The organism is Rhizobium sp. 3T7 (assembly GCF_020166565.1).
In the GTDB taxonomy this organism is placed as follows: Bacteria; Pseudomonadota; Alphaproteobacteria; order Rhizobiales; family Rhizobiaceae; genus Rhizobium.
Map to the genome: position 1 here is coordinate 348,374 of NZ_JAIQXS010000002.1, position 21,638 is coordinate 370,011.

Annotated in this window: 17 protein-coding genes; 9 read left to right on the forward strand and 8 right to left on the reverse strand. The window is 60.2% G+C overall.

The window, feature by feature from the left end; genetic code table 11:
• The first annotated feature begins 88 nt into the window (after nt 1-88).
• Nucleotides 89-553: a plant virulence effector HPE1-like domain-containing protein gene (locus K9B32_RS04490; protein WP_224560730.1), complete on the forward strand. Its 465-nt coding sequence runs from the start codon at nt 89-91 to the stop codon at nt 551-553.
• Nucleotides 554-660: 107 nt separating this feature from the next.
• Here K9B32_RS04490 and K9B32_RS04495 read toward each other — a convergent pair whose 3' ends face one another.
• Together K9B32_RS04495 and K9B32_RS04500 are read right to left on the reverse strand one after the other, a co-directional pair.
• Nucleotides 661-894 carry a hypothetical protein gene (locus K9B32_RS04495; protein ID WP_224560731.1) on the reverse strand — a complete coding sequence of 78 codons (234 nt, stop codon included), beginning with the start codon at nt 892-894 and terminating at the stop codon, nt 661-663.
• Nucleotides 895-1,008: 114 nt separating this feature from the next.
• A complete protein-coding gene (locus K9B32_RS04500; protein ID WP_224560732.1) occupies nt 1,009-2,544 on the reverse strand; it encodes a winged helix-turn-helix domain-containing protein in 1,536 nt (511 codons plus the stop codon).
• A 427-nt stretch (nt 2,545-2,971) separates the two neighbouring features.
• Between K9B32_RS04500 and K9B32_RS04505 the strand changes: the two genes are divergently transcribed.
• Nucleotides 2,972-4,789 (forward strand): methyl-accepting chemotaxis protein, encoded by a 1,818-nt coding sequence (locus K9B32_RS04505; RefSeq protein ID WP_224560733.1) that lies wholly within the window; start codon nt 2,972-2,974, stop codon nt 4,787-4,789.
• Nucleotides 4,790-4,860: 71 nt separating this feature from the next.
• On the opposite strand, the gene K9B32_RS04510 is transcribed toward K9B32_RS04505, so the two are convergent.
• The gene (locus tag K9B32_RS04510) at nt 4,861-5,367 is read right to left on the reverse strand and encodes a DUF523 domain-containing protein (RefSeq protein WP_224560734.1); all 507 of its coding nucleotides are present in this window, start codon (nt 5,365-5,367) and stop codon (nt 4,861-4,863) included.
• A 96-nt stretch (nt 5,368-5,463) separates the two neighbouring features.
• Here K9B32_RS04510 and K9B32_RS04515 point away from each other — a divergent pair, with 96 nt between their 5' ends.
• Nucleotides 5,464-5,904, forward strand: a complete 441-nt coding sequence (locus tag K9B32_RS04515; RefSeq protein ID WP_224560735.1) for a YqaA family protein — start codon at nt 5,464-5,466, stop codon at nt 5,902-5,904.
• 109 nt (nt 5,905-6,013) lie between these two features.
• On the opposite strand, the gene glyS is transcribed toward K9B32_RS04515, so the two are convergent.
• Complete coding sequence (glyS, locus tag K9B32_RS04520) at nt 6,014-8,242, reverse strand: glycine--tRNA ligase subunit beta (protein ID WP_224560736.1); 2,229 nt, start codon at nt 8,240-8,242, stop codon at nt 6,014-6,016.
• Between the two features lie 204 nt (nt 8,243-8,446).
• On the opposite strand from glyS, the gene K9B32_RS04525 reads away from it, so the two are divergent.
• The 5 genes from K9B32_RS04525 to ubiA all read left to right on the forward strand — a co-directional run bounded on the left by K9B32_RS04525 (nt 8,447) and on the right by ubiA (nt 14,578).
• Nucleotides 8,447-10,756 (forward strand): Tex family protein, encoded by a 2,310-nt coding sequence (locus K9B32_RS04525; RefSeq protein WP_224560737.1) that lies wholly within the window; start codon nt 8,447-8,449, stop codon nt 10,754-10,756.
• Between the two features lie 135 nt (nt 10,757-10,891).
• Nucleotides 10,892-12,151 (forward strand): SAM-dependent methyltransferase, encoded by a 1,260-nt coding sequence (locus tag K9B32_RS04530; RefSeq protein WP_224560738.1) that lies wholly within the window; start codon nt 10,892-10,894, stop codon nt 12,149-12,151.
• Nucleotides 12,152-12,209: 58 nt separating this feature from the next.
• Nucleotides 12,210-12,791, forward strand: coding sequence for a histidine phosphatase family protein (locus tag K9B32_RS04535; RefSeq protein WP_224560739.1), 582 nt, complete (start codon nt 12,210-12,212; stop codon nt 12,789-12,791).
• A gap of 68 nt (nt 12,792-12,859) precedes the next feature.
• On the forward strand, nt 12,860-13,579 hold the full coding sequence (locus K9B32_RS04540) for a hypothetical protein (protein WP_224560740.1): 720 nt from the start codon (nt 12,860-12,862) through the stop codon (nt 13,577-13,579).
• Between the two features lie 39 nt (nt 13,580-13,618).
• Entirely contained in the window at nt 13,619-14,578 is a 960-nt protein-coding gene (ubiA, locus tag K9B32_RS04545) for a 4-hydroxybenzoate octaprenyltransferase (RefSeq protein WP_224560741.1), read from the forward strand.
• 62 nt (nt 14,579-14,640) lie between these two features.
• On the opposite strand, the gene K9B32_RS04550 is transcribed toward ubiA, so the two are convergent.
• On the reverse strand, nt 14,641-15,207 hold the full coding sequence (locus K9B32_RS04550) for a DUF6101 family protein (RefSeq protein ID WP_037082805.1): 567 nt from the start codon (nt 15,205-15,207) through the stop codon (nt 14,641-14,643).
• A 298-nt stretch (nt 15,208-15,505) separates the two neighbouring features.
• On the opposite strand from K9B32_RS04550, the gene K9B32_RS04555 reads away from it, so the two are divergent.
• Nucleotides 15,506-18,223, forward strand: a complete 2,718-nt coding sequence (locus tag K9B32_RS04555; RefSeq protein ID WP_224560742.1) for a DUF1217 domain-containing protein — start codon at nt 15,506-15,508, stop codon at nt 18,221-18,223.
• A gap of 15 nt (nt 18,224-18,238) precedes the next feature.
• Here the strand turns inward: K9B32_RS04555 and K9B32_RS04560 are convergent, their stop codons facing one another.
• From K9B32_RS04560 to K9B32_RS04570, 3 genes are all read right to left on the reverse strand, one after another.
• The gene (locus tag K9B32_RS04560) at nt 18,239-19,666 is read right to left on the reverse strand and encodes an FAD-binding oxidoreductase (RefSeq protein WP_224560743.1); all 1,428 of its coding nucleotides are present in this window, start codon (nt 19,664-19,666) and stop codon (nt 18,239-18,241) included.
• Between the two features lie 19 nt (nt 19,667-19,685).
• Nucleotides 19,686-20,660, reverse strand: a complete 975-nt coding sequence (locus tag K9B32_RS04565) for an L-threonylcarbamoyladenylate synthase (RefSeq protein WP_224560744.1) — start codon at nt 20,658-20,660, stop codon at nt 19,686-19,688.
• An 80-nt stretch (nt 20,661-20,740) separates the two neighbouring features.
• The gene (locus K9B32_RS04570; protein ID WP_007793251.1) at nt 20,741-21,346 is read right to left on the reverse strand and encodes a DUF6656 family protein; all 606 of its coding nucleotides are present in this window, start codon (nt 21,344-21,346) and stop codon (nt 20,741-20,743) included.
• Between the last annotated feature and the right edge of the window lie 292 nt (nt 21,347-21,638).

Sequence of the window (21,638 nt, forward strand, 5' to 3'; positions counted from 1 at the left end):
GGTCAGTTCCCTAAATTTTTACTCTTTCCCCTGACGGGATGGAAACAAAGGCGCGCTAGTCTCTTCTCAACGTGAGACGGAGTGTTCCATGCGTCAGGTCTTCTTTGCTGCGATAGCTGTGTTTGCCGCGGGTTCCGCCTGCGCCTCTTCTATCGAGGTGGTCGGCAAGGACACGCGCACCAATGGCGGGAGCATCAGCCAGGAAAGCTGCCAAAGCTGCCCGCCGCTCGAATCTGTCGAGCGCAAGAAGGACTACACCGTCCCGACCCTTACACCCGGCTCGCTGCAATCTTCTGAGATTCGCGATGTCAACGGCGAGAAGAAGCTCTATCGCACCGAAGGCTGGATGGGCGGCTCACCCGTCGTTTTCGTAACCAAGGCTCCGGCCGTGTCCATGACGGCCGCTGCACAGCCGTCCGACAACATCGACCGCGCCTCGACGACGGCTGCGGTCATCGGTGGCGACGTCAAGCCGATCGCGGCAGGCGTGGTAGGTGCGCCGAAGGAACAAACGGCCCCGCTCGACGTTTCCAAGTTTGAACTTCGGTTCTGATCTCCAGTTCCCTGCCCCAGCCTGACCAGAGTTTCGGTCGACCGGGGTCCACCCCCGCGTGGGGATAAAATGCGTCCCTGAGAGAAGCAGGGACGCATTTTTCGTCTCTAATGGGCCTTGCCGGCTGGTGTGCCTCCAATGGTCGGCGCAAGCAGACGTGCAAGGGCCTGCAACACTGTCGAAACGTTCGCCCACCGCAGATAGTGCTGAATGCCCTGCGCCTCCGCAACGGCGGATGCTCCAACTTCGCCTTCGATAGCCGTCTGTTGTGGAACTGGCTCAGGCGAAGGGGAGTAGATACGCCCCTGATCGAGGGAAAGGATGGTCAGCGTCGTTATCATGGCCGTCTCCCACTTGCGGTTTTGCTGTGGGAGGCAGTCTCTGCCGAATGGGGCGTTCCGGTCCTGAAACGCTCAAGGAAAAGTTCCGAAACGATCCGAAACTAGGGTCAGGCCCTAGCGTTCCGGGACACCCGCTATTTTCAGCCCGTCAAGGAGGGCAGCGATGCGATCCGGATATTTGCCCGCTTGACCGGCGCGGATGCGCTCGATCGTGATATCAGGCGTCAGTCGTCTCAAAGCCGCAAGGTGGCGCTGGGCTTCCTCCATGCGCCCGAGATGCGCGCTCGCAGCAACGAGCACCCATAGAGTTGGCTCGAAATTCGGATTGCTTGCCAGTGCTCTCGAAGCCCAGGCCAGGGCCTGGTCGTACTCACCGAGGATCACATGAGCGTGGGCTATACCGCAAAGCGAGAAATGTGCGCCTCGATCACCCGGGGTCAAGCGGTTGGCCCTGTGGAAGTGGCTGAGCGCATCGCTGACATTGCCGCAATGAAGATGCCCGACGCCTGCCCTGACGACGGCCATCGGATTGTTGGGATTGGATTCCGCCGCCGCTTGCAGAACCGCGAGACCCCAGTCGTAGTCCTTCACCGTCTGCATCAAGGCGACGCCGCAATGGGCCATGACCATGGCGTCGCCGGCGCCGTGCTCCAGCGCGCGGCGCGCCAGTGCGGCACATGCCTGCACATCGTCCTCGGTGAGCGCCGGCCAGCCCATTGTGTAGCGATGCTCGAGCGCCCAAGTGGCATGCGCAAGCAGCTGTGCATTGTCGGGCTCGGCGGCAAGCCCCTGCATGAGAAGGGCATATGCGGCCGCGTTGTCTTTTTCGGTCTCGGTCGAGATCTTGGCCAGGGCCTGCAGGTAGATGTCGTAGGTGGCCACGCTTCCGGGCCGTTCGCGCCGTGATCGCTCGATCTCGGCCGTTTGGATCAGTGGTTCGATCAGCATTGCGACGCTGTCGGTGATGCGATCCTGAAAGTCGAAAATCTCGTCCAAAGTGCCATCGAAAGTCTGCGCCCATATGTGCGTGCTGCTCTGGCCCTCGACAAGCTCAGCCACGATGCGCAGCCGATTGCCGGATTGTCGAATGCTGCCTTCGAGCACATAGCTGACGCCGAGTTCGGCGGCGATCTTGCGCACATCCATTGTACTGCCCTTGTAGGCAAAAGAGCAGTCCCGGGCGACCACGGCAAAGCTTCGGAACCGGCTTAGTGCCGCAATGATGTCGTCGACGATCCCATCGGCAAAATAGTCCTGCCTTGGATCGCCGCTGAGATTGCTGAAGGGGAGGACAGCGAGCGTCGGCCGTAATTCTGGGGCGGTCGCAGCGGCTTTCGCCTCCGCATTCGTCCGGATGAAACGGTAACCGACGCGCGGCACCGTCGCGATCCATTCCTGTCCGTCGGGTGCAGGGCCAAGCGCCTTGCGCAACGCCGCGACCTGCACGGTCAGGTTGCTCTCCTCGACGGCAATTCCGGGCCAGACACATTCCATCAGCGTATCTTTGGAAACAATACTCCCGCGAGCTTCAAGCAACGCTTCAAGAAGGGCGATGCCGCGTTGGCCAAGCGCGACCGCCCGCCCGTTCCGCAGCAGTCCGCAGCCGGGATCGAGAACAAATTCACCGAAGGCATGCGAAGCCTCAACCATGCCGGAAATATAGCTTAACGACTGCCAGCGGAAAACTGGAGAACGTGCTCTGGCGTGTGCGCTTCAACCTGCGGACGCGCAACTGACTCGAAATTTCCGCTAACTGCAAGAATGCACTGATTATATTTGATCCTTCGGGCCATCATCACTTGGAAATTCGTAATTCCTTCACTCCAACTCCAACTCCAACTCCAACGTATAGGGGCGCATTCTTCTGTTTGTATTTTTTCAGAAACTTCCCGATTTCATCATCATAGGAACATGTAGAGACTGGTTAAGCATTCCTTAGAATAAACTGACCATTTTTAGCGCCGACCGGTAGCCGCATGTCAATTTCGCAGCAGTAAGAGGGGGTGGCTAATCAGCCCTCGTATACGCGGTAGGAAACCGCGCCGGATATCCCAACCGAGCTCTGTTGCGAGGCATAATGAAGAATTTGAAGATTTCCAGACAGCTTATTTTGCTGGTCGTTGGCCTGATGGTAGCGTTTGCAATCGGAACCACCATCCAGGTTCGCTCCTCGGTCAATGCGATCTATAAGGAACGCTATGATATGCTGCGTTCTGAGGTTCAGTCCGCGGTCTCCATTCTCAAGCAGTACCAGGAGAAGGTGACCGCTGGCGCAATGACCCAGGAAGAGGCCCAGAAGCAGGCCTACGCTACGCTCAACGGCATGAAATATGACCCCGATGGTTACTTCTTCGGCTATAGCTACGACATCCAGATGATGTTCCACTACGATGCCTCGAAGGTTGGGCAGTTCAACAAGGGGCAGCCGGACAGCAAAGGCAAGCTCTATCGCGAAGAACTGGTCAAGCTTGGGCAGCAGGGCGGCGGTCTCGTCGAATACTATTCCACAGCGAAGCCCGGCCAGCCGGCCGGAGATTTTCGCAAGACGGCATATGCATTGGCCTTCGAGCCCTGGAAGATCGTCGTCGTCACCGGCGTCTACATGGATGATCTCGATGCCCAAGTCGATGACACGATCCTAGCCGCATTGGCTGGCAGCATCGTCCTACTCTTCGTCGCCATTGTGGCTGCCTATCTGGTCATCCGCGGTATTTCAAACCCCTTGAAGGACGTTCACAATGCCCTGCAATCGGTGGCTGATGAGGACGTCTCCATCAAAATACCGCACACCAACATGGCCAACGAAGTTGGCATGATGGCCAAGGCGACGCTGTCGCTGCAGCAGAAGGTTAAGGAGCGTCACGCCATGTCCGAGCGCGAGGCCGCCCAGCAGATGGCCCTCGACGGCGAGCGCGAAAACAGCCAGCGCCTGCAGCACGAGGAAGCGATCGCCCAGAATCACGTCGTCTCGACCATCGGCCAGGCGCTCGAGCAGATTGCCCGTGGCGACCTCACGGTCCGTTGCGCCGATCTCGGCCAGAAGTACGCTGCGCTCCGCGACAACTTCAACGATGCTCTGTCGCACCTCGAAGCCGCCATGGCCAAGGTCAGCGCCAAGGGCGGCGACATCGCCGTAAGCAAGGAGGAAATCCGTCGCGCCTCCAACGATCTGTCGCAGCGCACCGAACGCCAGGCCGCGAGCCTGGAGGAGACTTCGGCAGCGCTCGACGAGTTGACCGTCGCAGTCCGCCAGACCGCTGACGGCGCCCATGAAGCCAGCAAGCGCGTTCATGCCGTCAGCACGGAAGCGAGCCGCAGCGATGCGGTGGTCTCCGAAGCGATCGAAGCGATGAGCGGCATCGAAAAGTCGTCTGCCGAAATCGGCAAGATTATCGGCGTCATCGACGAAATCGCCTTCCAGACGAACCTGCTGGCGCTGAACGCTGGCGTCGAAGCTGCACGCGCCGGCGAATCCGGCAAGGGCTTTGCGGTCGTCGCTCAGGAAGTTCGCGAACTGGCACAGCGCTCGGCCGCCGCGGCCAAGGAGATCAAGGATCAGATCGCCCGTTCGTCCGGTCAGGTCGATCACGGCGTCCGCCTGGTCGGCGAAGCCGGTGAGGCACTGAAGCGCATCTCCGACCAGATCAAGGCCGCCAACGAGATCGTCGCCAAGATCGCCCATAGCGCCTCCGAGCAGGATACGACATTACGTTCGATCTCCTCCTCGATGAACCAGCTCGATGCCGCCACCCAACAGAACGCTGCGATGGCGGAGGAGACAACTGCTTCGGCAGAATCCCTCGCAAGCGACACCGACGAACTGTTGAACCTCATCCGCGGCTTCCGCGTTGGCGGCGGTAACGACTATGCCGCACAGGTCCGTCGCGCCGCATGAGGCTAGAAACAAAAGACGGCTGTCGGAGCGATCCGGCGGCCGTTTTTGCATGGAGGTTGGCCCAGAAGCGTTCACACGGCGCTGTGGGCCTCGCCGGTGGCGAGCCTTGCGACAAGTTCTTCGATGTCGCGGTCGGAGTAGACGGCGATGCCGGCCTGCTTCAGAAGCGCAGCCGTCACGCCATTCCCCGCCTGCCTGCTTCCCGAGAACGTTCCGTCATAGACAAAGCCAGAGCCGCATGACGGGCTGCCATCGATCAGCAGCGCATAGCGGCAGCCGGTTTCGGTCGCGAGTGCCAGCGCATTCTCCGCCGCCTTTCTGAATTCTTCCGTCACATCACCACCGCTGATCTCGACGACGCGCGCATGGCCGGCCAGCACATCCTCACCCGTGGCGCCGCCTTCGATCTCGGCCTGCGGGCGCGGCACCGGCATTCCGGCAGACATTTCGGGACAGATGGTCACCATCCTGCCTTCCTCGATCCACCGCGCGATTGCGGGGTGTGCGAGTGGCTTCGACCGGCCGTCGTAACGAACTGCATGGCCCATGAGGCAGGCGCTGACGAGAATCTTATCCATCGCTTTGGCATAGCCTCAAGGACGTGATAGTTCCAGCCCGCCGTGAGGTGTGATGAAAGGGAGCAGGGTGCAGCAAAGCATTGGCGCGGAAAAGACATGACCGATCTTGCGGTCTATGCTGGGCTTTTCCTGGCGGCTCTTGCGGCAGCCACGATTTTCCCGATGCAGTCGGAAGCTGGCCTTGTCGCGCTCATCGTGACGAAGCAATATCCGGTCCTTGCGCTGATCGCGGTGGCAACCGTCGGCAACGTCCTCGGCTCGATCGTCAACTGGCTGCTGGGCGTCGGCATCGAGCACCTTCGCGACAAGCGTTGGTTTCCGGTCAGCCAGCCCGCTCTCGACAAGGCGCAGCGCTGGTATCGCCGCTACGGCAAGTGGTCGCTGCTTCTGAGCTGGATGCCGGTCATTGGCGATCCCATCACCATCGTTGCCGGTGTTTTGCGCGAACCGTTCCCAATGTTCCTGCTGCTCGTGACTATCGCGAAGACCGTTCGTTACGCCGTTCTCGCTGCCGCGACTCTCGGGGTGATGAGCTGACGCGGGCAGAATTCCATCCTTGAATCAGAATCTGAACAAGGAGGAAATTCTGCAAATGACGCCGGATCTTAAGGTGCCATCCGCATGTCAAATCTGACGCGCGGGCGCCTTACCCCGAGATCTTCGAGAAGTCGGCGACCGTGCCGGTTGCCTCGCGGATCAGGCGCAGGAGCGCCAGTCGGTTGGCGCGAATGGCGGCGTCCTCGTCGTTAACAAGCACGTCGTCGAAGAAGCGGTCGACCGGCGCGCGCAGCCTGGAGAGCGCTTCCATGGCCGAGCGGAAGTCTTCCTTGTCCACGGCTGCCGAAGCCTCGGCCGAGGCCTTGTTGATCGCGGCGAAGAGCTCCTTCTCAGCGGCGAGCCGGAACAGGTTTTCCGAAACGCCGTCGGCGATCACCGTGCCCTTCTTCTCCTCGGCGGCCAGAATCTGCGTGGCGCGCTTGGTGCCGACCAGAAGGTTTTTGCCGTCTTCCGACGTGATGAAGGCGGTCAGCGCCTCAACGCGGCGGGCGATCATCAAGAGATCGTCGGCCTCGGGCGTAACCACGGCATCGATGAGGTCATAGCGCGCGCCCTGATCGCGAAGGTAGACCTTCAGGCGGTCATGGAAGAAGGAGAGGAGGTCGAGTTCGCGTGACGATTCGCTTTCAGCAGCACCAAGTGAGACAAGGTCGTCCCCGTCTTGGAGCGCCGAGCTTACAGCTTTCGTCACGCCCAGATCGCTATCAATCCGCGCGATATGCGACGCAATCGGCGTTAGCAGCGGAATGCGGACCTTGCGCTCGAGTAGGATGCGGATAACGCCGAGCGCTGCGCGACGAAGCGCGAACGGATCCTTCGAGCCCGTCGGCTTCTCGTCGATGGCCCAGAAGCCGGTCAGCGTGTCGAGCTTGTCGGCGAGCGCAACAGTGATCGCAACCTTGTCCTGCGGAACGCGGTCGGTCGGACCCATCGGCTTCCAGTGGTCCTCAATCGCTGCTGCGACCGATGCATCCTCGCCCTGGAGCGCCGCATAGCGGCGGCCCATCAGGCCCTGCAGTTCCGGAAACTCGCCAACCGCCTCAGTGCGAAGATCCGCCTTGGCAAGCACTGCTGCCCGGTCGACCAGCTTGTAGTCGGCGCCGATCTGCATCACGAGCTTGGCCGCCAGTGCGCGAATGCGCTCCACGCGCGCGCCCTGCGTTCCAAGCTTGGCATGGAACGTCACGTTGAGCGCATCGAGCTTGGCCATGCGCTGGTCGAGCGGCTTGGAAAGGTCGAGGTTGAATTTTGCGGCCGAAGCCTCCAGCGTTTCCAGATCCGGCAGATTGCCCTGGTCGCGCTTCCAGAAGTGCAGCGCGTCGGAAAGGCGAGCGCGTACGACCTTGCCGTTGCCGCGGATGATCTCCTTGCCGCCGTCGCTCGCCTGGATGTTCGAAACGAGGATGAACTTGCTTGAAAGCGTGTCGCCGCCGACTGGGCGCGTCACGAAGCACTTCTGGTTCGTCTTGATGGTCAGCCGGATGATATCGGCCGGGATCGAGAGGTAATCTTCCTCGAAGCTTCCCATCAGCACCTGCGGCCACTCGACGAGCCCGGAGACCTCTTCCAGCAGGCCTTCGTCCTCGACCAACTCCAGCCCGTTCGCAAAGGCGACATCGCGGGCGTCGTGCAGGATGATGTCCTTGCGGCGATCGGCGTCGAGAATGACCTTCGCCTTTTCAAGATTGGCGACATAATCGTCGAAGCGCTTCACGGTGATGGCATCAGGCGCATGGAAGCGATGACCATAGGTCACGTTGGAGGCAACGATGCCGTCGATCGTAAACGGGATGACGGCCGTTTCCTCATGCTCCGTGCCGAAGGTGCAGACGATCGACTGCAGCGGACGTACCCAGCGCAGCGAGCCGGGCTGAGCAGAGGCCGCGCCCCAGCGCATCGGCTTCGGCCAGGGGAAATCGCGGATGATGCCGGGCATGATATCGCTGATGATCTTTTCGGCGGCGCGGCCCGGCTTGGAGATCACGGCGATGTAGAAGTCGCCCTTCTTCGGATCGCTCTGAACCTGCGCCTCGGAAACGGAGGAAAGGCCGGCGCCGCGTAGGAAGCCTTCGATCGCCTTCTCGTTGGCGTCTGTGCGGGGCCCCTTCTTCTCTTCGCGCACATCGGCGGAACGCGCCGACAGGCCGCGAATGTCGAGCGTCAGCCGGCGCGGCGTCCAGTATTCGCGCGCACCCTCGTAGGAAAGTCCTGCCTCGACAAGCGCATCGGTCACGAGCTTCTTCAGGTCGCCGGCAGCCTTGCGCTGCAGGCGGGCCGGGATCTCTTCGGAGCGGAGTTCTAGGAGCAGATCTGGCATGTCACTTTCCTTGCCTTCTCTGGGGAAGGCGCCACAAAGGCGGGGCTAAAAACGGTCGCCTCTGCTAGCAAAGAATGCCGCATCTGCACAACCGCAAAAACGGCTGCCAGCCGTGCTATGTTGCTGTGGATAGGGACGTCGGGCATTGCCTTGTCGTTTTTCGCCGCTATGGTCCCGCAACTTTTGTAAAACGCAGGAATTCTCATGGCCGCTGACCTCCGCTCGCTCGCCGCTGTCATCTCCTCCGAAATCAATGCCCGGCCGGACCAGGCCAAGGCAGCGATCGAGCTGCTCGACGAGGGTGCGACCGTGCCCTTCATTGCGCGCTACCGCAAGGAAGTGACGGGCGGGTTGGACGATACGCAGCTGCGCAATCTGGCGGAGCGGCTGGTCTATCTGCGCGAACTGGAAGCGCGCCGCGACACCATCGTCGAATCCATCACCGGCCAGGGCAAGATGACCGAGGAACTGCTCCGCAAGATCACCGGTGCCGCCAGCAAGGCCGAGCTGGAAGATCTCTATCTCCCTTATAAGCCAAAGCGCCGCACCCGTGCAGAGATCGCCCGCGAGCGTGGCCTCGGGCCGCTGGCGGAAGCAATCCTTGCAGACCGCTCAAAGGAGCCTGCCACGCTGGCGGAAGGCTACATCACAGCCGATGTGCCCGATGTGAAGACGGCACTCGAAGGCGCGCGTGATATCGTCGCTGAAGGCATCGCCGAAAATGCGGACCTCCTCGGCAAGCTGCGTGCCCATATGCGCGGTGCGGCCTTGTTGAAGGCGAAGGTGGTCGACGGCAAGCAGACGCCGGGCGAGAAGTTCTCGGACTATTTCGACCATTCCGAGCGCTGGGCGACCGCACCGGGCCATCGCGCGCTCGCAATGCTGCGCGGTTGGAACGAGGAAGTGCTGACACTGACGATCGAGGCCGACGCCGAGGTTGCCTCTCCCAACAAGCCGGTAGAGCGGATGATCGCGGCCACCTATGAGATCGGCGCGAGCCGCCCCGGCGACCGCTGGCTGATGGAGGTGGCGAGCTGGACCTGGCGCGTCAAGCTCTCCATGTCGCTGTCGCTCGACTTGATGCGCGAGCTTCGCGAGCGCGCCGAGGAAGAGGCGATTCACGTCTTCGCCCGCAATCTCAAGGACCTGTTGCTCGCAGCACCCGCCGGTTCGCGCCCCACGATGGGCCTCGATCCGGGCATCCGTACCGGCGTCAAGGTCGCCGTCACCGATGCGACCGGCAAGGTCGTCGCGACGTCCACCGTCTATCCTTTCCAGCCGAGAAACGACGTGCGCGGCGCGCAGCTGGAGCTTGCTTCACTGATCCGCAAGCACAATGTCGAGCTGATCTCGATTGGTAACGGCACCGGCAGCCGTGAGACCGAGAAGCTGGTGGCCGACATGCTCGCCGAGCTGCCGGGCGCCAAACCGACCAAGGTGATCGTCTCGGAAGCAGGCGCCTCCGTCTATTCAGCCTCGGAAACGGCAGCGTTGGAATTCCCCAACCTCGATGTATCGCTGCGCGGCGCCGTCTCCATCGCCCGCCGCCTGCAGGATCCGCTGGCCGAGCTCGTCAAGATCGAGCCGAAGTCGATCGGCGTCGGCCAGTATCAGCACGACGTCGACCAGCAGAAGCTCTCGCGCTCGCTCGACGCCGTTGTCGAAGATGCGGTGAATGCCGTCGGCGTCGATCTCAACACTGCCTCCGCGCCGCTGCTGTCGCGCGTCTCCGGTCTGGGTGCCTCGATTGCCGACGCGATCGTCAAGCACCGCGACAGCGAAGGCCGCTTCGAGACGCGCCGCGATCTCCTGAAAGTCGCGCGCCTCGGCCAGCGCACCTTCGAGCAATGCGCCGGCTTTCTGCGCATTCGTGATGGCAAGGAGCCGCTCGACGCCTCCTCGGTCCACCCGGAAGCCTATGGCGTCGCCAAGAAGATCGTTGCTGCCTGCGGTCGCGACCTGCGTGCGCTGATGGGCGATAGCGCGGCGCTGAAGGCGGTCGATCCGCGTCAGTTCATCGACGAGAAATTTGGCCTGCCGACAGTGAAGGACATTCTGGCCGAGTTGGAAAAACCCGGCCGCGACCCGCGCCCGAGCTTCAAGACCGCGACCTTTGCCGAAGGCGTCCACGAGATCTCGGATCTCAAACCCGGCATGATACTGGAAGGCACGGTCACCAACGTCGCGGCCTTTGGCGCTTTTGTCGACATAGGCGTCCATCAGGACGGATTGGTTCACGTTTCCCAGCTCGCCGATCGCTTCGTCAAAGACCCTCACGAAGTTGTGAAAGCTGGCGATGTCGTGAAGGTTCGCGTCGTGGAGGTCGATGCGAAGCGCAAGCGCATCAGTCTGTCGATGAGAAAGGACGACGGTTCGCAGCCTTCGGCGCCGCGTGGCGAGTCGCGTGGAAATCAGCCGGTTCGCGGTCAGAACGACCGACGTTCTGCCCCTTCAAAACCGGAGAGTCAGGGAGCCTTTGGCGCTGCGCTGGCCGAAGCGATGAAGCGAAAATAAGCGCTTAGCAGTCGCATTTGCAAAAATGTCACACTTCGGAGGCCATGTCGCCGGGGTGCGAATTATGGCGCTTGTAAGGCGGGCGAGAGGTACTAAGTTGATTGGACTATCCTGTCACATTGCGAGGCCTTGTTCATGGCGTCGGCTTTCTTATCGATCGTCAAAAAACTCATCCGCAAGGGTAATCTGAAGCTCACTCTCGCCAATGGCGAGACGCATATGGTGGGCGACGGCACTGGTGATCTGGTTGTCGTTCGCGTTGCCGACGAGGAGGCGGAGAAGCTGATCCGCCGCGACCCCACCCTCAAGCTCGGCGAAATGTACATGGAGGGCCGGTTCATTCTTGAACGCGGCAGCATCTACGATTTCCTGGAGATGGTGAAACAGAACACCACCAACGAAATCTTCGATATCCCGATGGCGGCCCTCCTGATCAGCCGCATCGCTCTTCAACAGTTGAAAAGCCGTCTGCCGGTCAATCGCAACAAGCGCAACGTCGCGCACCACTACGATCTGTCCGAAAGGCTGTTCGAACTCTTCCTCGACGAGGATTGGCAGTATTCCTGCGCCTACTACGACCCACCGGGCATCAGCTTGGAGGAGGCCCAGGTTGCCAAGAAGCGCCACATCGCCGCCAAGCTCCTGCTAGAACCGAACCAGCGCGTGCTTGAGATTGGCTCCGGCTGGGGCGGCATGGGCATGTATCTGGCGGAAGCCGCGCCCGGCCTTGATGTCACCGGCATCACGCTCAGTGAAGAACAATTGAAGATCTCGCGCGAGCGTTCGAAACAGCGCGGTCTGGCCGACCGCGTCCGCTTCGATCTGCAGGACTACCGGACGATGACCGGTCAGAAGTTCGATCGCATCGTCTCGGTCGGCATGTTTGAGCATGTCGGCATCGGCAACTTCGACAAGTACTTCAAGAAAGTGCACGAGTTGCTGGCCGATGACGGCGTCATGCTGCTGCATTCCATTGCCCGACCGAAGCCAAGCTTCGCGACCAACGCCTTCATCGAGAAGTATATCTTTCCGCAAGGCTACATTCCCTCGATCGGAGAGACGATCCCCGTGATCGAGAAGGCCGGTCTTCTGGTGCGCGATGTTGAAGTGCTGCCGCTTCACTACGCCCAAACGCTCCGCCATTGGCGCGAGCGTTTCGTTGCCCACAAGGCGGAAGCCGTCGCCCTGTACGATGAGCGCTTCTTCCGCATGTGGGAGTTCTATCTGGCCGGTTCGGAAATCGGCTTCCGCTGGGACGAACTCTTCGTCATGCAGATCCAGATTTCCAAGAACCAGTTTTCCACGCCTGATAACCGCAACTACATTGCGGAGAACGAGGCGAAGCTGAAGGAATTCGAGGCGACGCGTCCGCCGCTCGAAAAGGTTATACTCTGATCAACCGGGAAGGCGCGGCACCAACCGCGCCTTTTCTTTTTTGGAAAGAGACCGGCACATGAGCAGTGCGTTTCCCGAGATCTATCTCGTCCGGCACGGCGAAACGGAATGGAGCCTTTCCGGAAGACACACCGGCCGCAGCGATATTCCTCTGACGGCAAACGGCGAGGAAGCGGCGCGCCAGCTCGGTCCGCGCCTTGCGGGCAAGAGCCTCGCCGCCGTGTGGTCCAGCCCGTCGCAGCGTGCCCGCAACACCTGCGAACTCTCCGGCTTTGGCGCCGGCGCGATCGTCAAGGACGATCTGGCCGAGTGGGACTACGGCGCCTACGAGGGCATCACCACCAAGGAAATCCATGCAAGCCGACCCGGCTGGCAGCTGTTTCGCGATGGGTGTCCGAGCGGCGAGGCGGCAGGCGATGTCGGTGCACGGGCAGATCGGATCATCTCGGAACTGCGGCAGGCCAATGCCCCCATCCTGATCTTCTCGAGCTCGCATTTCCTGCGCGTGCTCGGCGCCCGCTGGCTCGGACTACCGCCGGCCAATGGCGCCTGCCTCATCCTGGACACGGCAAGCATCAGCGTTCTCGGCTACGAGCACGATGTGACGGAGCCGGTAATCCGACGATGGAATAGCGTATAGAAATACGACTTTGACGAGCAGTCTCGACTCAGATTGAGTGCGTGTATAGACGCGCGAGGGAGGGCGGGATGCTACGCGAGACATTCAGCATTATCGGCAGAAACTGGTCCATGTACGTGGTTGTCGTCATCGGTACCATGGCCCTTTCGATATTCGATGAACTCTCGGGCAAAACGACGTCCGGTGGAGCGACGAGCTTCATTTGGAGTTATGTCGCGATGTGTGTTCAGGGGGCGGTCATTTACTCCGCGCCGTTTGCTGAGGTCGGAAAGCGCGCGGGCTTCGGACGAACGTTTCCTTACTTTCTCAAGACCGTAGCGCTTCTCATCGGAGCGCTCGTCATCTCGCTGCCGATATTCATGTTTTTGCCCTCGGAGTTAGGCGTATCTGTAAGCGTGCTGCTGTTCGCTTTCGCTCTGTTGGTCGCCTATGCACTGGTATTGTCGCTTTTGGGAACCTGGCCAACTTCGAGCATCACCGGTCGCGGGACAACGCTTGTGGATGCTCTCCGGCGCGGCACAGCACGATTTTTCCCAACGTCCGGTCGGCTCGTTGCCGGGATGATTTTGCCGGCGGTTCTGTCGATGCTGCTTGTCGTGGTTACGTCTCAGTTTGGGACCTCGCCGTTGCCGTTGGTCGATGGGAAACCGAATGTCGTCATGCTCGCGATCTCGGCTGCCGCGGCATTTCTTCAGGCGCTCGGTGTGAGCTATGCCGCAGTTGTCGTTGCCCGCGTTTATCTTTCAGGGGAGCAACGTTTTGCGGAGTTTGGCACTGCGGCCGCATGATGGCTTGACCCGCACCTTGACCGATCGCTAGATGGCTTCATGCAACAGATCGGCGGAATAAACGGGCGCGTTGCGGATGCGCCTTCGAACAATTGGGTTTATCGGGTCCTGCCTCCATGGCTCTGGCCCTATGCGCAGCTTGCGCGGTGGGATCGGCCGATTGGCTGGCAGCTCCTGATGTGGCCCTGTTTCTGGTCGGCGGCGATGGCCGCAAATGCGACTGCCCATCTTGGGCAGTTTTCCGGCGGCCAGCTGATTTTCCATCTTGTACTTTATTTCATCGGCGCGGTCGCGATGCGGGGGGCAGGGTGCACCTATAACGATCTCGTCGATCACCAGATCGATATGGAAGTGGCCCGCACCCGCTCGCGGCCGCTGCCATCCGGCCGCGTGACGCGCACGCAGGCCAAGATGTTCATCGTCCTGCAGGCGCTGGTTGGGCTGCTCGTCGTTCTGCAGCTTAACTGGTTCTCGGTCATCCTCGGCGTCGTCTCACTCGCCATCGTAGCGCTTTATCCCTTTGCCAAGCGCTTCACGGACTGGCCGCAATTCTTCCTCGGCCTTGCTTTTTCCTGGGGCGCCTTGATGGGTTGGGCGGCGATTTTTGGCAGCCTTTCGCTGGCGCCGATTGTCCTCTACATCGCCTCGGTCGTCTGGACGATCGGTTACGACACGATTTATGCCCATCAGGACAAGGAAGACGATGAGCTGATCGGCGTTCGTTCCACCGCGCGGCTGTTCGGCGACAAGACGAAACAGTGGCTCGTTGGCCTCTATGGTCTGACGCTCGTGCTCGCCTTCTGCGCCTTCCTCGTTGCGGGCGTCGGCCTGTTTGCCTATCTCGGCCTGCTCATTGCTGCCGGCATGTTTGCCTGGCAAATCGTAACGCTGGATATCAGCGACGGCGATCAGTGCCTGGCATTGTTCAAGTCCAACAATCGCGTTGGCCTGATCATTTTTCTCGGCCTCTTTCTTTCTCTTCTTTTCGTCCTGCCCTGAGGCGGAAACGACAATACCCGGCACAGCGGCCGGGCATTGATAATCTGAAACGGGGCGCCCCCTTAGCTGCGGGCGATAATTTCCTTGCCTTCGATCTTCATGGCGACGCCGAGCTTTCCGGTTGTGCGGCGCACGAGGAAGCGCGGGCGGCGATTGGCGAAGTAGGAGTGGCGGCGCCGCGGCTTCAAGGCGCTGGTGCGTAGGTCGCCTAGATGTTCTTCGAGCGGACGTGCGACGCCGTCGGCCTCGACCATCAGCATCGGAATGCGGAAGGCTTCCGACCAGCTGCGCCAATCGGCGGCGATATCCGCGAGGTCGTGAGCGACCAGCAGCGGTACGCAGAGCTCCGGATCTTCGTGGTGAAGCTCCAGTGTTACGGTCACTTCGCCGTTGCCGTGGTCAATGGCGCGGGCGGCAACGCCCTTGAAGGCGCGCTTGGGAAGTGCGATCGAAAGCGGCAGGCCGCTTGAGGGAAGAACCTTGCGCAGGATAGCGCCACGTTCGTCGATCGTTATGCTGACGTCACTTGAGGAGTCGTGGATGGCGTAGCTGACCTGCTGGGGAAAGCGAGACGGATCGAGACGCAGTGTCGTTCCAGCCCATACGGGCTTCATAACGGTGTTGTTCATGTTCATTCTACCCTTGTCTTACCTGAGAGCCGGTTTCCGGTCTTCTCCTCGGGGCTTTTCGCCCTCTATGGCTCGACAATAGGCGGCGCCTGTTCCGGACAGCTTAAAAATTGCGGTTAAGAAAACTTTGCCTCCCTGGATGGTTATCAAAACCGAAGCCGGCAAGGTTTCCGGAGGATGAACGCCGGCTGTGCCATATTGCAACGCAGGATGGGTAAGTCTCGGGTAAGCTTTTTATCGCAAAATAGCGCAGAACCAATCTGTCATACTTTGAAGACTTTGCCGAAAAGGGCGCGTTATGATCTCTGCTTCGATGGCCTACAACATATTGTCGGGGAACATGAAGCAGAGCCTGGATCGCGTTGCCGCCCAGGCAACGGTCAAGCGCGACGCTGAGTATTACAAGGAAAACATCAACAAGGTCAAAGACGTCGACGATTTCCTCGGCAACTACCGCCTCTACAGCTACGCGATGAAGGCCTATGGCCTAGATGACATGACTTACGCCAAGGCCTTTATGAAGAAAGTGCTGGAAAGCGATCTCACCAACGCCGATAGCTTCGCCAACAAGCTGACAGATACGCGATACAAGGAGTTCGCTGCCGCGTTCAATTTCAATTCGCCGGCAGCGGATGCGCAGAGCGACGCCCAGGAAGACGATCTGATTGGTCTCTACACACAGTCCTTTGCGGACGAGAGCAAGAATGCCACGACCGAGACCGACTATTACAGCAACGCAATCGACGCGGTGCAGGATGTTTCCGACATTGTCAGCAACAGTCGTGTCCGCACCTATGTCCTGAAAGCCTACGGCATTGACCCGACCTACGTCTCGAAGGACTTCCTGACGCAGGTTCTGACAAGCGACGTCAACGATCCAAACAGCTTCGTGAACGTCAACGGCAACGACAAATACAAGGCGCTTGCTGCGCAATTCAATTTCAACGCCGATGGCACCGTCAGTGGTGCCGCTCAGACGACTGCGCAGAAGAATGCTGTAATGGAGCAGTACAATCTGACTGTTCCGTCAATCGCGACGCCGGCGGCCGCCGACTATAACAAGGCCTACTACCTGTCCAAGATCGGAACGATCACCAATGTCTCCGACCTAGTAGCTGATAGCCGGCTGGCGTCCTATATCAAGACAGCGTTCAGCATGGGGGACCTCAGCAATGCTGCCCTGAAGCTGGTGCTGACCGATGCCAACTATGCGAATACGTTGGGATATGGTGAAGCCCACAGCGCGTTCAACTTTAACGCGGACGGCACGATCGATTCTACCGCAGCCTCCTATACCGCGCAAACCTCCGATCAGATCGATGCCATGGCTGATATGGCGTCCGCAGCGTCGAGCTACTATCAGTCCAAGATTGTCACAATTACGAATGTCGACGATCTGATAGCCGATCCAAGGTTGACGCGCTTCATCAAGGATGCCTACGGCATGCCGCAGACGCTGAGCGATGCCGATCTGAAGCGCGTGCTCACGGATTCGACCTATGCCTCGACGCTCGGCTACGACAACGTCCACGCGGCCTTTAACTTTCTCGCCGATGGCACGGTGTCGGACAAAGGCGTTGCGCAGACCACTGCGCAGGCGCGTTCCACAAATTCCGGCGCCAATGCCAACCTTGACTATTTCCAAAGCAAGATAGGCGCCATCTCCAACGTGGACCAGCTGATCGCGGATCAGAAGCTTACAAGCCTCATCAAGTCGGTCTACCGGATGCCTGCCGATACCAGCGACGCGGACCTGAAAAGCATTCTGACCGATCCAAGCTTTGCCTCCGCTCGGGGCTTTACCAGCGTCAACCAGGCATTCAGCTTCGCGTCGGACGGATCAGCCGCGGCGGCCTCCGGTCCGCAGGGCGCCGAACAGCTGATGAACACGACCGACAGCTATGCGGTCCGTTATGATGATGCACAGCAAGAGGCCATCGACGCTGCTGTCGCCAACTACAAAGAGCGGATGAGCGACGACAACATCAAGAAGGTGGATGATTTCCTCCGCTCCAATGCGACGGCGGATCTGAATAAGAAGAACGATGACCTGCCTGACCCCTATCAGATGGCGCTGCGCGCCTATGGGCTGACGGAGCAGGACGTGCCGCGTTCGACATTGCGCAAGCTTTTGAAGAGCGACCCCTATGATCCGAACGGTTATGTCGCCTCGTTCAAGGACGAGCGCATTACTAATCTCGTCCGCGCCTTCAATTTCGGCAGCGACGGCAAGATCACGTCGGAAGTGCAGGCTCTCTCTCCTGCCGTCATGGCCAAGTATGCGACAAACTACAAGTCGCGTGCCACCATGGGAATGAGCGACGGCTCGATCAAGGACAAGGCCTCGAAGGATGCGACGACGGCCGTCGACAATTTCGCCAAGGGCATGGCAGAGGTGAAGTCGCTCGACGATTTCCTGACGAACGACAAGCTGACAAGCTTCGTGCTGAAGGCGAACGGTCTCGACCCCACGAAATACGACGAGGAGACCTTGCGGAAGATCTTCACGTCCGACCCGTCCGATCCGAAGAGCTATCTGAACACAAAGGCAGATTCGAAGTTCAAGGAAATCGTCGCCGACTTCAATTTCGATACCCATGGCGACCTGACCCGCGCCAAGATCGGCGCGGTCCAGAACGTCGGCGCCGAGGATCGCACACAGCAGAGCTATCTCCAACAGACCCTCGAAACGCAGCAGGGTGAAAGCAATGACGGCGTTCGCCTTGCTCTCTATTTTGCCCGCAAGGCGCCCGACATAACCTCGCTCTACACCATCCTCGGGGACAAGGCGCTGTTCCAGGTCATCACGACCACCTATAGCCTGCCGAGCGGCATTTCGAGCATGGATGTCGAAAAGCAGGTCGATCTTCTGAAGAAGTTCGTGAATCTCGACGATCTTCAGGATTCGAAGAAAGTCGACAAGCTGATGAAGCGCTTCACCGCTATGTACGATCTGCAAAACAGTTCCAGCAATTCGCCCGCACTGACGATTTTGACCGGCGGCACGTCGAGCTGACGATCTCGAATATCTCTAATCGACGCTGATGACCTTGCCAGGGTTCATGATGCCGGCCGGGTCGAAGGCGCGCTTGATCCTGCGCATGAGGTCCATTTCGATCGCCGGGCGGATCGAAGCCAGTTCATCGCGCTTCAGCTGACCGATCCCATGCTCGGCCGAAATCGATCCGCCATGCGCCAGCACGAAGCCATGGACGACATGGTTCATCTCGCGCCAGCGCGCCAGAAAGGCGTGCTTGTCTGCACCGATCGGCTGGGAAATGTTGTAGTGAATGTTGCCATCGCCCATATGGCCGAAGGCGCAGATGCGGGCGCCGGGCATCGCGGCCATCACCGCTTCGCCGGCCTCGCGCATGAAGGCGGGGATTGCCGAAACCGGCACGGAAACGTCATGCTTGATCGATCCGCCTTCCGGCTTTTGTGCATCCGACATGCTTTCGCGCATATGCCAGAGCGCCTTCTGTTGCGCGACCGAAGAGGCGACCGCGGCGTCCTGAACCAACCCGGCTTCGAAGCCCTGCTCAAGCAGCGCCGTCATCATCCGCTCGGCGGTCTCGGCCGAATCGGACGTGGAAATATCGACTAGGACATACCAAGGATGCGCCGATTCCAGCGGATCGCGCACTCCCTCGATGTTGCGGGCGGTAATCTCGACGCCGAAGCGTGGCATCAGCTCAAAGCCCGTCAGCGAGGTGCCGCAAAGGCTGGATGCCAGGTTGAAGAACGCAAGGGCATCCTCGAGCGAATTGAGCCCGGCGAACGCGACCTGCTTGCCAAGCGGTTGCGGAAAGAGCTTCAGCACCGCGCCGGTAATGATGCCGAGCGTGCCTTCAGCGCCGATGAAGAGGTCGCGCAGATCGTAGCCGGTGTTGTCCTTCTTGAGGCGACGCAGTCCGTTCCAGATTTCGCCGGTGGGCAGCACGACCTCGAGGCCGAGGCAGAGCTGGCGCATGTTGCCATAGGCAAGCACGGCGGTACCGCCGGCATTCGTCGAGAGATTGCCGCCGATCCGGCACGAGCCCTCGGAGCCAAGGGACAACGGAAACAGCCTGCCGTGCGCCTCTGCGGCGTTCTGCACGTCTGCGAGGATCGCGCCGCCATCGGCGACCAGAATGTTGGCTACCGGATCGACATCCCGAACCTTGTTCATGCGTTCGAGCGAAATGATGATGTCGGACTTGCTCTCGCGCGGCGTCTGGCCGCCGACGAGACCCGTGTTGCCCGTTTGCGGCACGACGGCAGTTCCGGTCTCGGTTGCGAGCTTCAGGATCGCCGACACTTCTTCGACGGAGCCGGGCTTCAGAAGGAGAGGCGAGGAGCCATGGTAAAGGCCGCGGTTTTCGATGAGATGCGGCGCGAGATCCGCCTCGCTGCGAAGCGCGTGTTTCTCGCCGACGATGGCGGCTAAGCGGTCGAGAAGTTCGGGGGAAACGCTGCTCATCGAAACGTGGTCCTTTTCGCTATTCGCGTGGCGCGGCAGCGCGGCGCAGCCGGTCGTTAATTGCCTCGCCAAGTCCTTCGTCGGGGATGGTTGAAAAGGCGATCGTCGAGGCGCCGCTGGCATCGGCCTTCTTCATATAGTCGAACAGATTGGCCGCTGCCTCGGCAAGATCCCCGTCGCGGCTGAGATTGAGGACGATCCTTGCGTCATCGGCGCCGGCAACGGAGGTCTTGCCGAAGGCAATTAATGCCTCGCTGGAATCGACATGCGTCGCGTCCAAGCGGACGCTTGCGCCAGGCGCATAGTGGGACGCCAACATCCCAGGCGCCTCTATGGCCGCAGACGCCTTCCGGGATCTCAGAAGCTTCTGACCGGCCACGCGTTCGATCTCGGAGGCCGGCAATCCGCCTGGTCTAAGGAGCCGGACTTTGCCGTCCTCGACCTTGACGATCGTGGACTCGACACCGACGGTGCTGGCGCCGGCATCGAGGATCAGCTTGATGCGCTCGCCGAGATCGGCGTCGACATGGGCAGCGCTCGTTGCACTGATCTTGCCCGACGTATTGGCGCTGGGCGCGGCGAGCGGCCGCCCGAAGGCGCGGATCAATTCGCCTGCAAACCCCTTCGGCACGCGGATGCCGACGGTATCGAGACCCGCAGTTGCCAGCGAATGAATGGCGCTCTCGGGTTTTAGCGGCAGCACGAGCGTGAGCGGGCCGGGCCAGAAGGCTTCGGCCAGCGTGCGCGAAACGGGGTCAAACTCCGCGTGTCTTTCGGCCATGGCAAGATCGGCCATGTGGCAGATGAGCGGGTTGAAACGCGGGCGGCCCTTGGTCTCGTAAATATGGGCGATCGCAACCGGATTGGTGGCATCGGCGGCGAGCCCGTAGACGGTCTCCGTCGGGATTGCGATCGGGAATCCTTCGCCAAGTACCGCGCAACCGACTTCGATAGCCCGCTGCCTGTCCTTCGTGATGTCGATCGATCGTGCCATGCGCTGTCCGGATTGCTGTCCGGCAGTCCTTATGCCTTCCCGGCGATTGGATCAATATCAGAGCGGGCCGATGATGCCGATCAGAGCTGGCGAATGATCTCGCGCAGCTGCTCGTTGCGTGCGCCAAGCAGCAGCACATTCTTGATGGCGATTTGCGGATCGTCGGTCCGGAAGAGCAGGCCGTTGCCCCGCACCGAGCGGTCGATCGTCATCCTTTCGGGCGTATGTTCGCCCGGCTTGATGGCGACGGCGAAGTACATGCGCGAATACTTCACATCGATCTTCTGGAAGAAATTGTCGTTGTCGCCGATGTCAGCGTAGAAATTCGCGATGTAGAACGCCCAGCTGACTTCCTCGTAGCGGGCGAATTTCGTCCGCGCCGCCGTCACATGGCAGTAGCCGAGATGCGGGCTGTCCTCCAGGGTCCGATGAAACAGCATCTTTGGAAACTGGATCGAGTGGTGAAAGCCATTGATATGTTGATGCGTTCTGGCGCCGGCTGTCTCCAGCTTGCGGCCTGTCCTCTCCGCGACTTCATCATGCGTGAGGTAGCGCCGTTCCTCGGCGAGCCAGTGCGCCCGGGTGCGCGTGATCTTTCCGGTGCGCAGAAATTCGGAATGCGAGGCGACCGGTGCCGCGTTACGTGCATTGCTGTTGCTGGCGTCGAAATAGCGAAGCTTCGCCATGGTGGATATCCGCATGCATGTCTGATGCGGCAAGGATAGGCAATCATGCTTAACGGTAGATTAAGCATGACCTCCGTCCGCAGGTTGGTGGACCTAGTTCAATGGCCATCATGTCGCAAATACGATAGCCGTGGCGATGCCGTGCCGAAAGCCCAAGCATGAATTGGGTTGCGTCGATGTCGTAATTGGCCTTACTTGCGGAGAACGAAGCATTTGTAGGTTGGCGCCGTGTTCGATTCCGCAGTCCTTTGTCGCCTGTCGTCATTTTCGAAGCCAATGTCGCTTTACAACC

Excerpts from the sequence above, each read along its gene's own strand:
- K9B32_RS04555 (WP_224560742.1), top strand. The coding sequence starts at position 15,506 with ATGATCTCTGCTTCGATGGCCTACAACATATTGTCGGGGAACATGAAG.
- ubiA (WP_224560741.1), top strand. The coding sequence starts at position 13,619 with ATGCAACAGATCGGCGGAATAAACGGGCGCGTTGCGGATGCGCCTTCG.
- K9B32_RS04510 (WP_224560734.1), bottom strand. The coding sequence starts at position 5,367 with ATGGATAAGATTCTCGTCAGCGCCTGCCTCATGGGCCATGCAGTTCGT.
- K9B32_RS04500 (WP_224560732.1), bottom strand. The coding sequence starts at position 2,544 with ATGGTTGAGGCTTCGCATGCCTTCGGTGAATTTGTTCTCGATCCCGGC.
- K9B32_RS04565 (WP_224560744.1), bottom strand. The coding sequence starts at position 20,660 with ATGGCACGATCGATCGACATCACGAAGGACAGGCAGCGGGCTATCGAA.
- K9B32_RS04490 (WP_224560730.1), top strand. The coding sequence starts at position 89 with ATGCGTCAGGTCTTCTTTGCTGCGATAGCTGTGTTTGCCGCGGGTTCC.
- K9B32_RS04535 (WP_224560739.1), top strand. The coding sequence starts at position 12,210 with ATGAGCAGTGCGTTTCCCGAGATCTATCTCGTCCGGCACGGCGAAACG.
- K9B32_RS04525 (WP_224560737.1), top strand. The coding sequence starts at position 8,447 with ATGGCCGCTGACCTCCGCTCGCTCGCCGCTGTCATCTCCTCCGAAATC.
- K9B32_RS04495 (WP_224560731.1), bottom strand. The coding sequence starts at position 894 with ATGATAACGACGCTGACCATCCTTTCCCTCGATCAGGGGCGTATCTAC.
- K9B32_RS04540 (WP_224560740.1), top strand. The coding sequence starts at position 12,860 with ATGCTACGCGAGACATTCAGCATTATCGGCAGAAACTGGTCCATGTAC.
- K9B32_RS04570 (WP_007793251.1), bottom strand. The coding sequence starts at position 21,346 with ATGGCGAAGCTTCGCTATTTCGACGCCAGCAACAGCAATGCACGTAAC.
- K9B32_RS04550 (WP_037082805.1), bottom strand. The coding sequence starts at position 15,207 with ATGAACAACACCGTTATGAAGCCCGTATGGGCTGGAACGACACTGCGT.
- K9B32_RS04560 (WP_224560743.1), bottom strand. The coding sequence starts at position 19,666 with ATGAGCAGCGTTTCCCCCGAACTTCTCGACCGCTTAGCCGCCATCGTC.
- K9B32_RS04505 (WP_224560733.1), top strand. The coding sequence starts at position 2,972 with ATGAAGAATTTGAAGATTTCCAGACAGCTTATTTTGCTGGTCGTTGGC.
- K9B32_RS04515 (WP_224560735.1), top strand. The coding sequence starts at position 5,464 with ATGACCGATCTTGCGGTCTATGCTGGGCTTTTCCTGGCGGCTCTTGCG.
- glyS (WP_224560736.1), bottom strand. The coding sequence starts at position 8,242 with ATGCCAGATCTGCTCCTAGAACTCCGCTCCGAAGAGATCCCGGCCCGC.
- K9B32_RS04530 (WP_224560738.1), top strand. The coding sequence starts at position 10,892 with ATGGCGTCGGCTTTCTTATCGATCGTCAAAAAACTCATCCGCAAGGGT.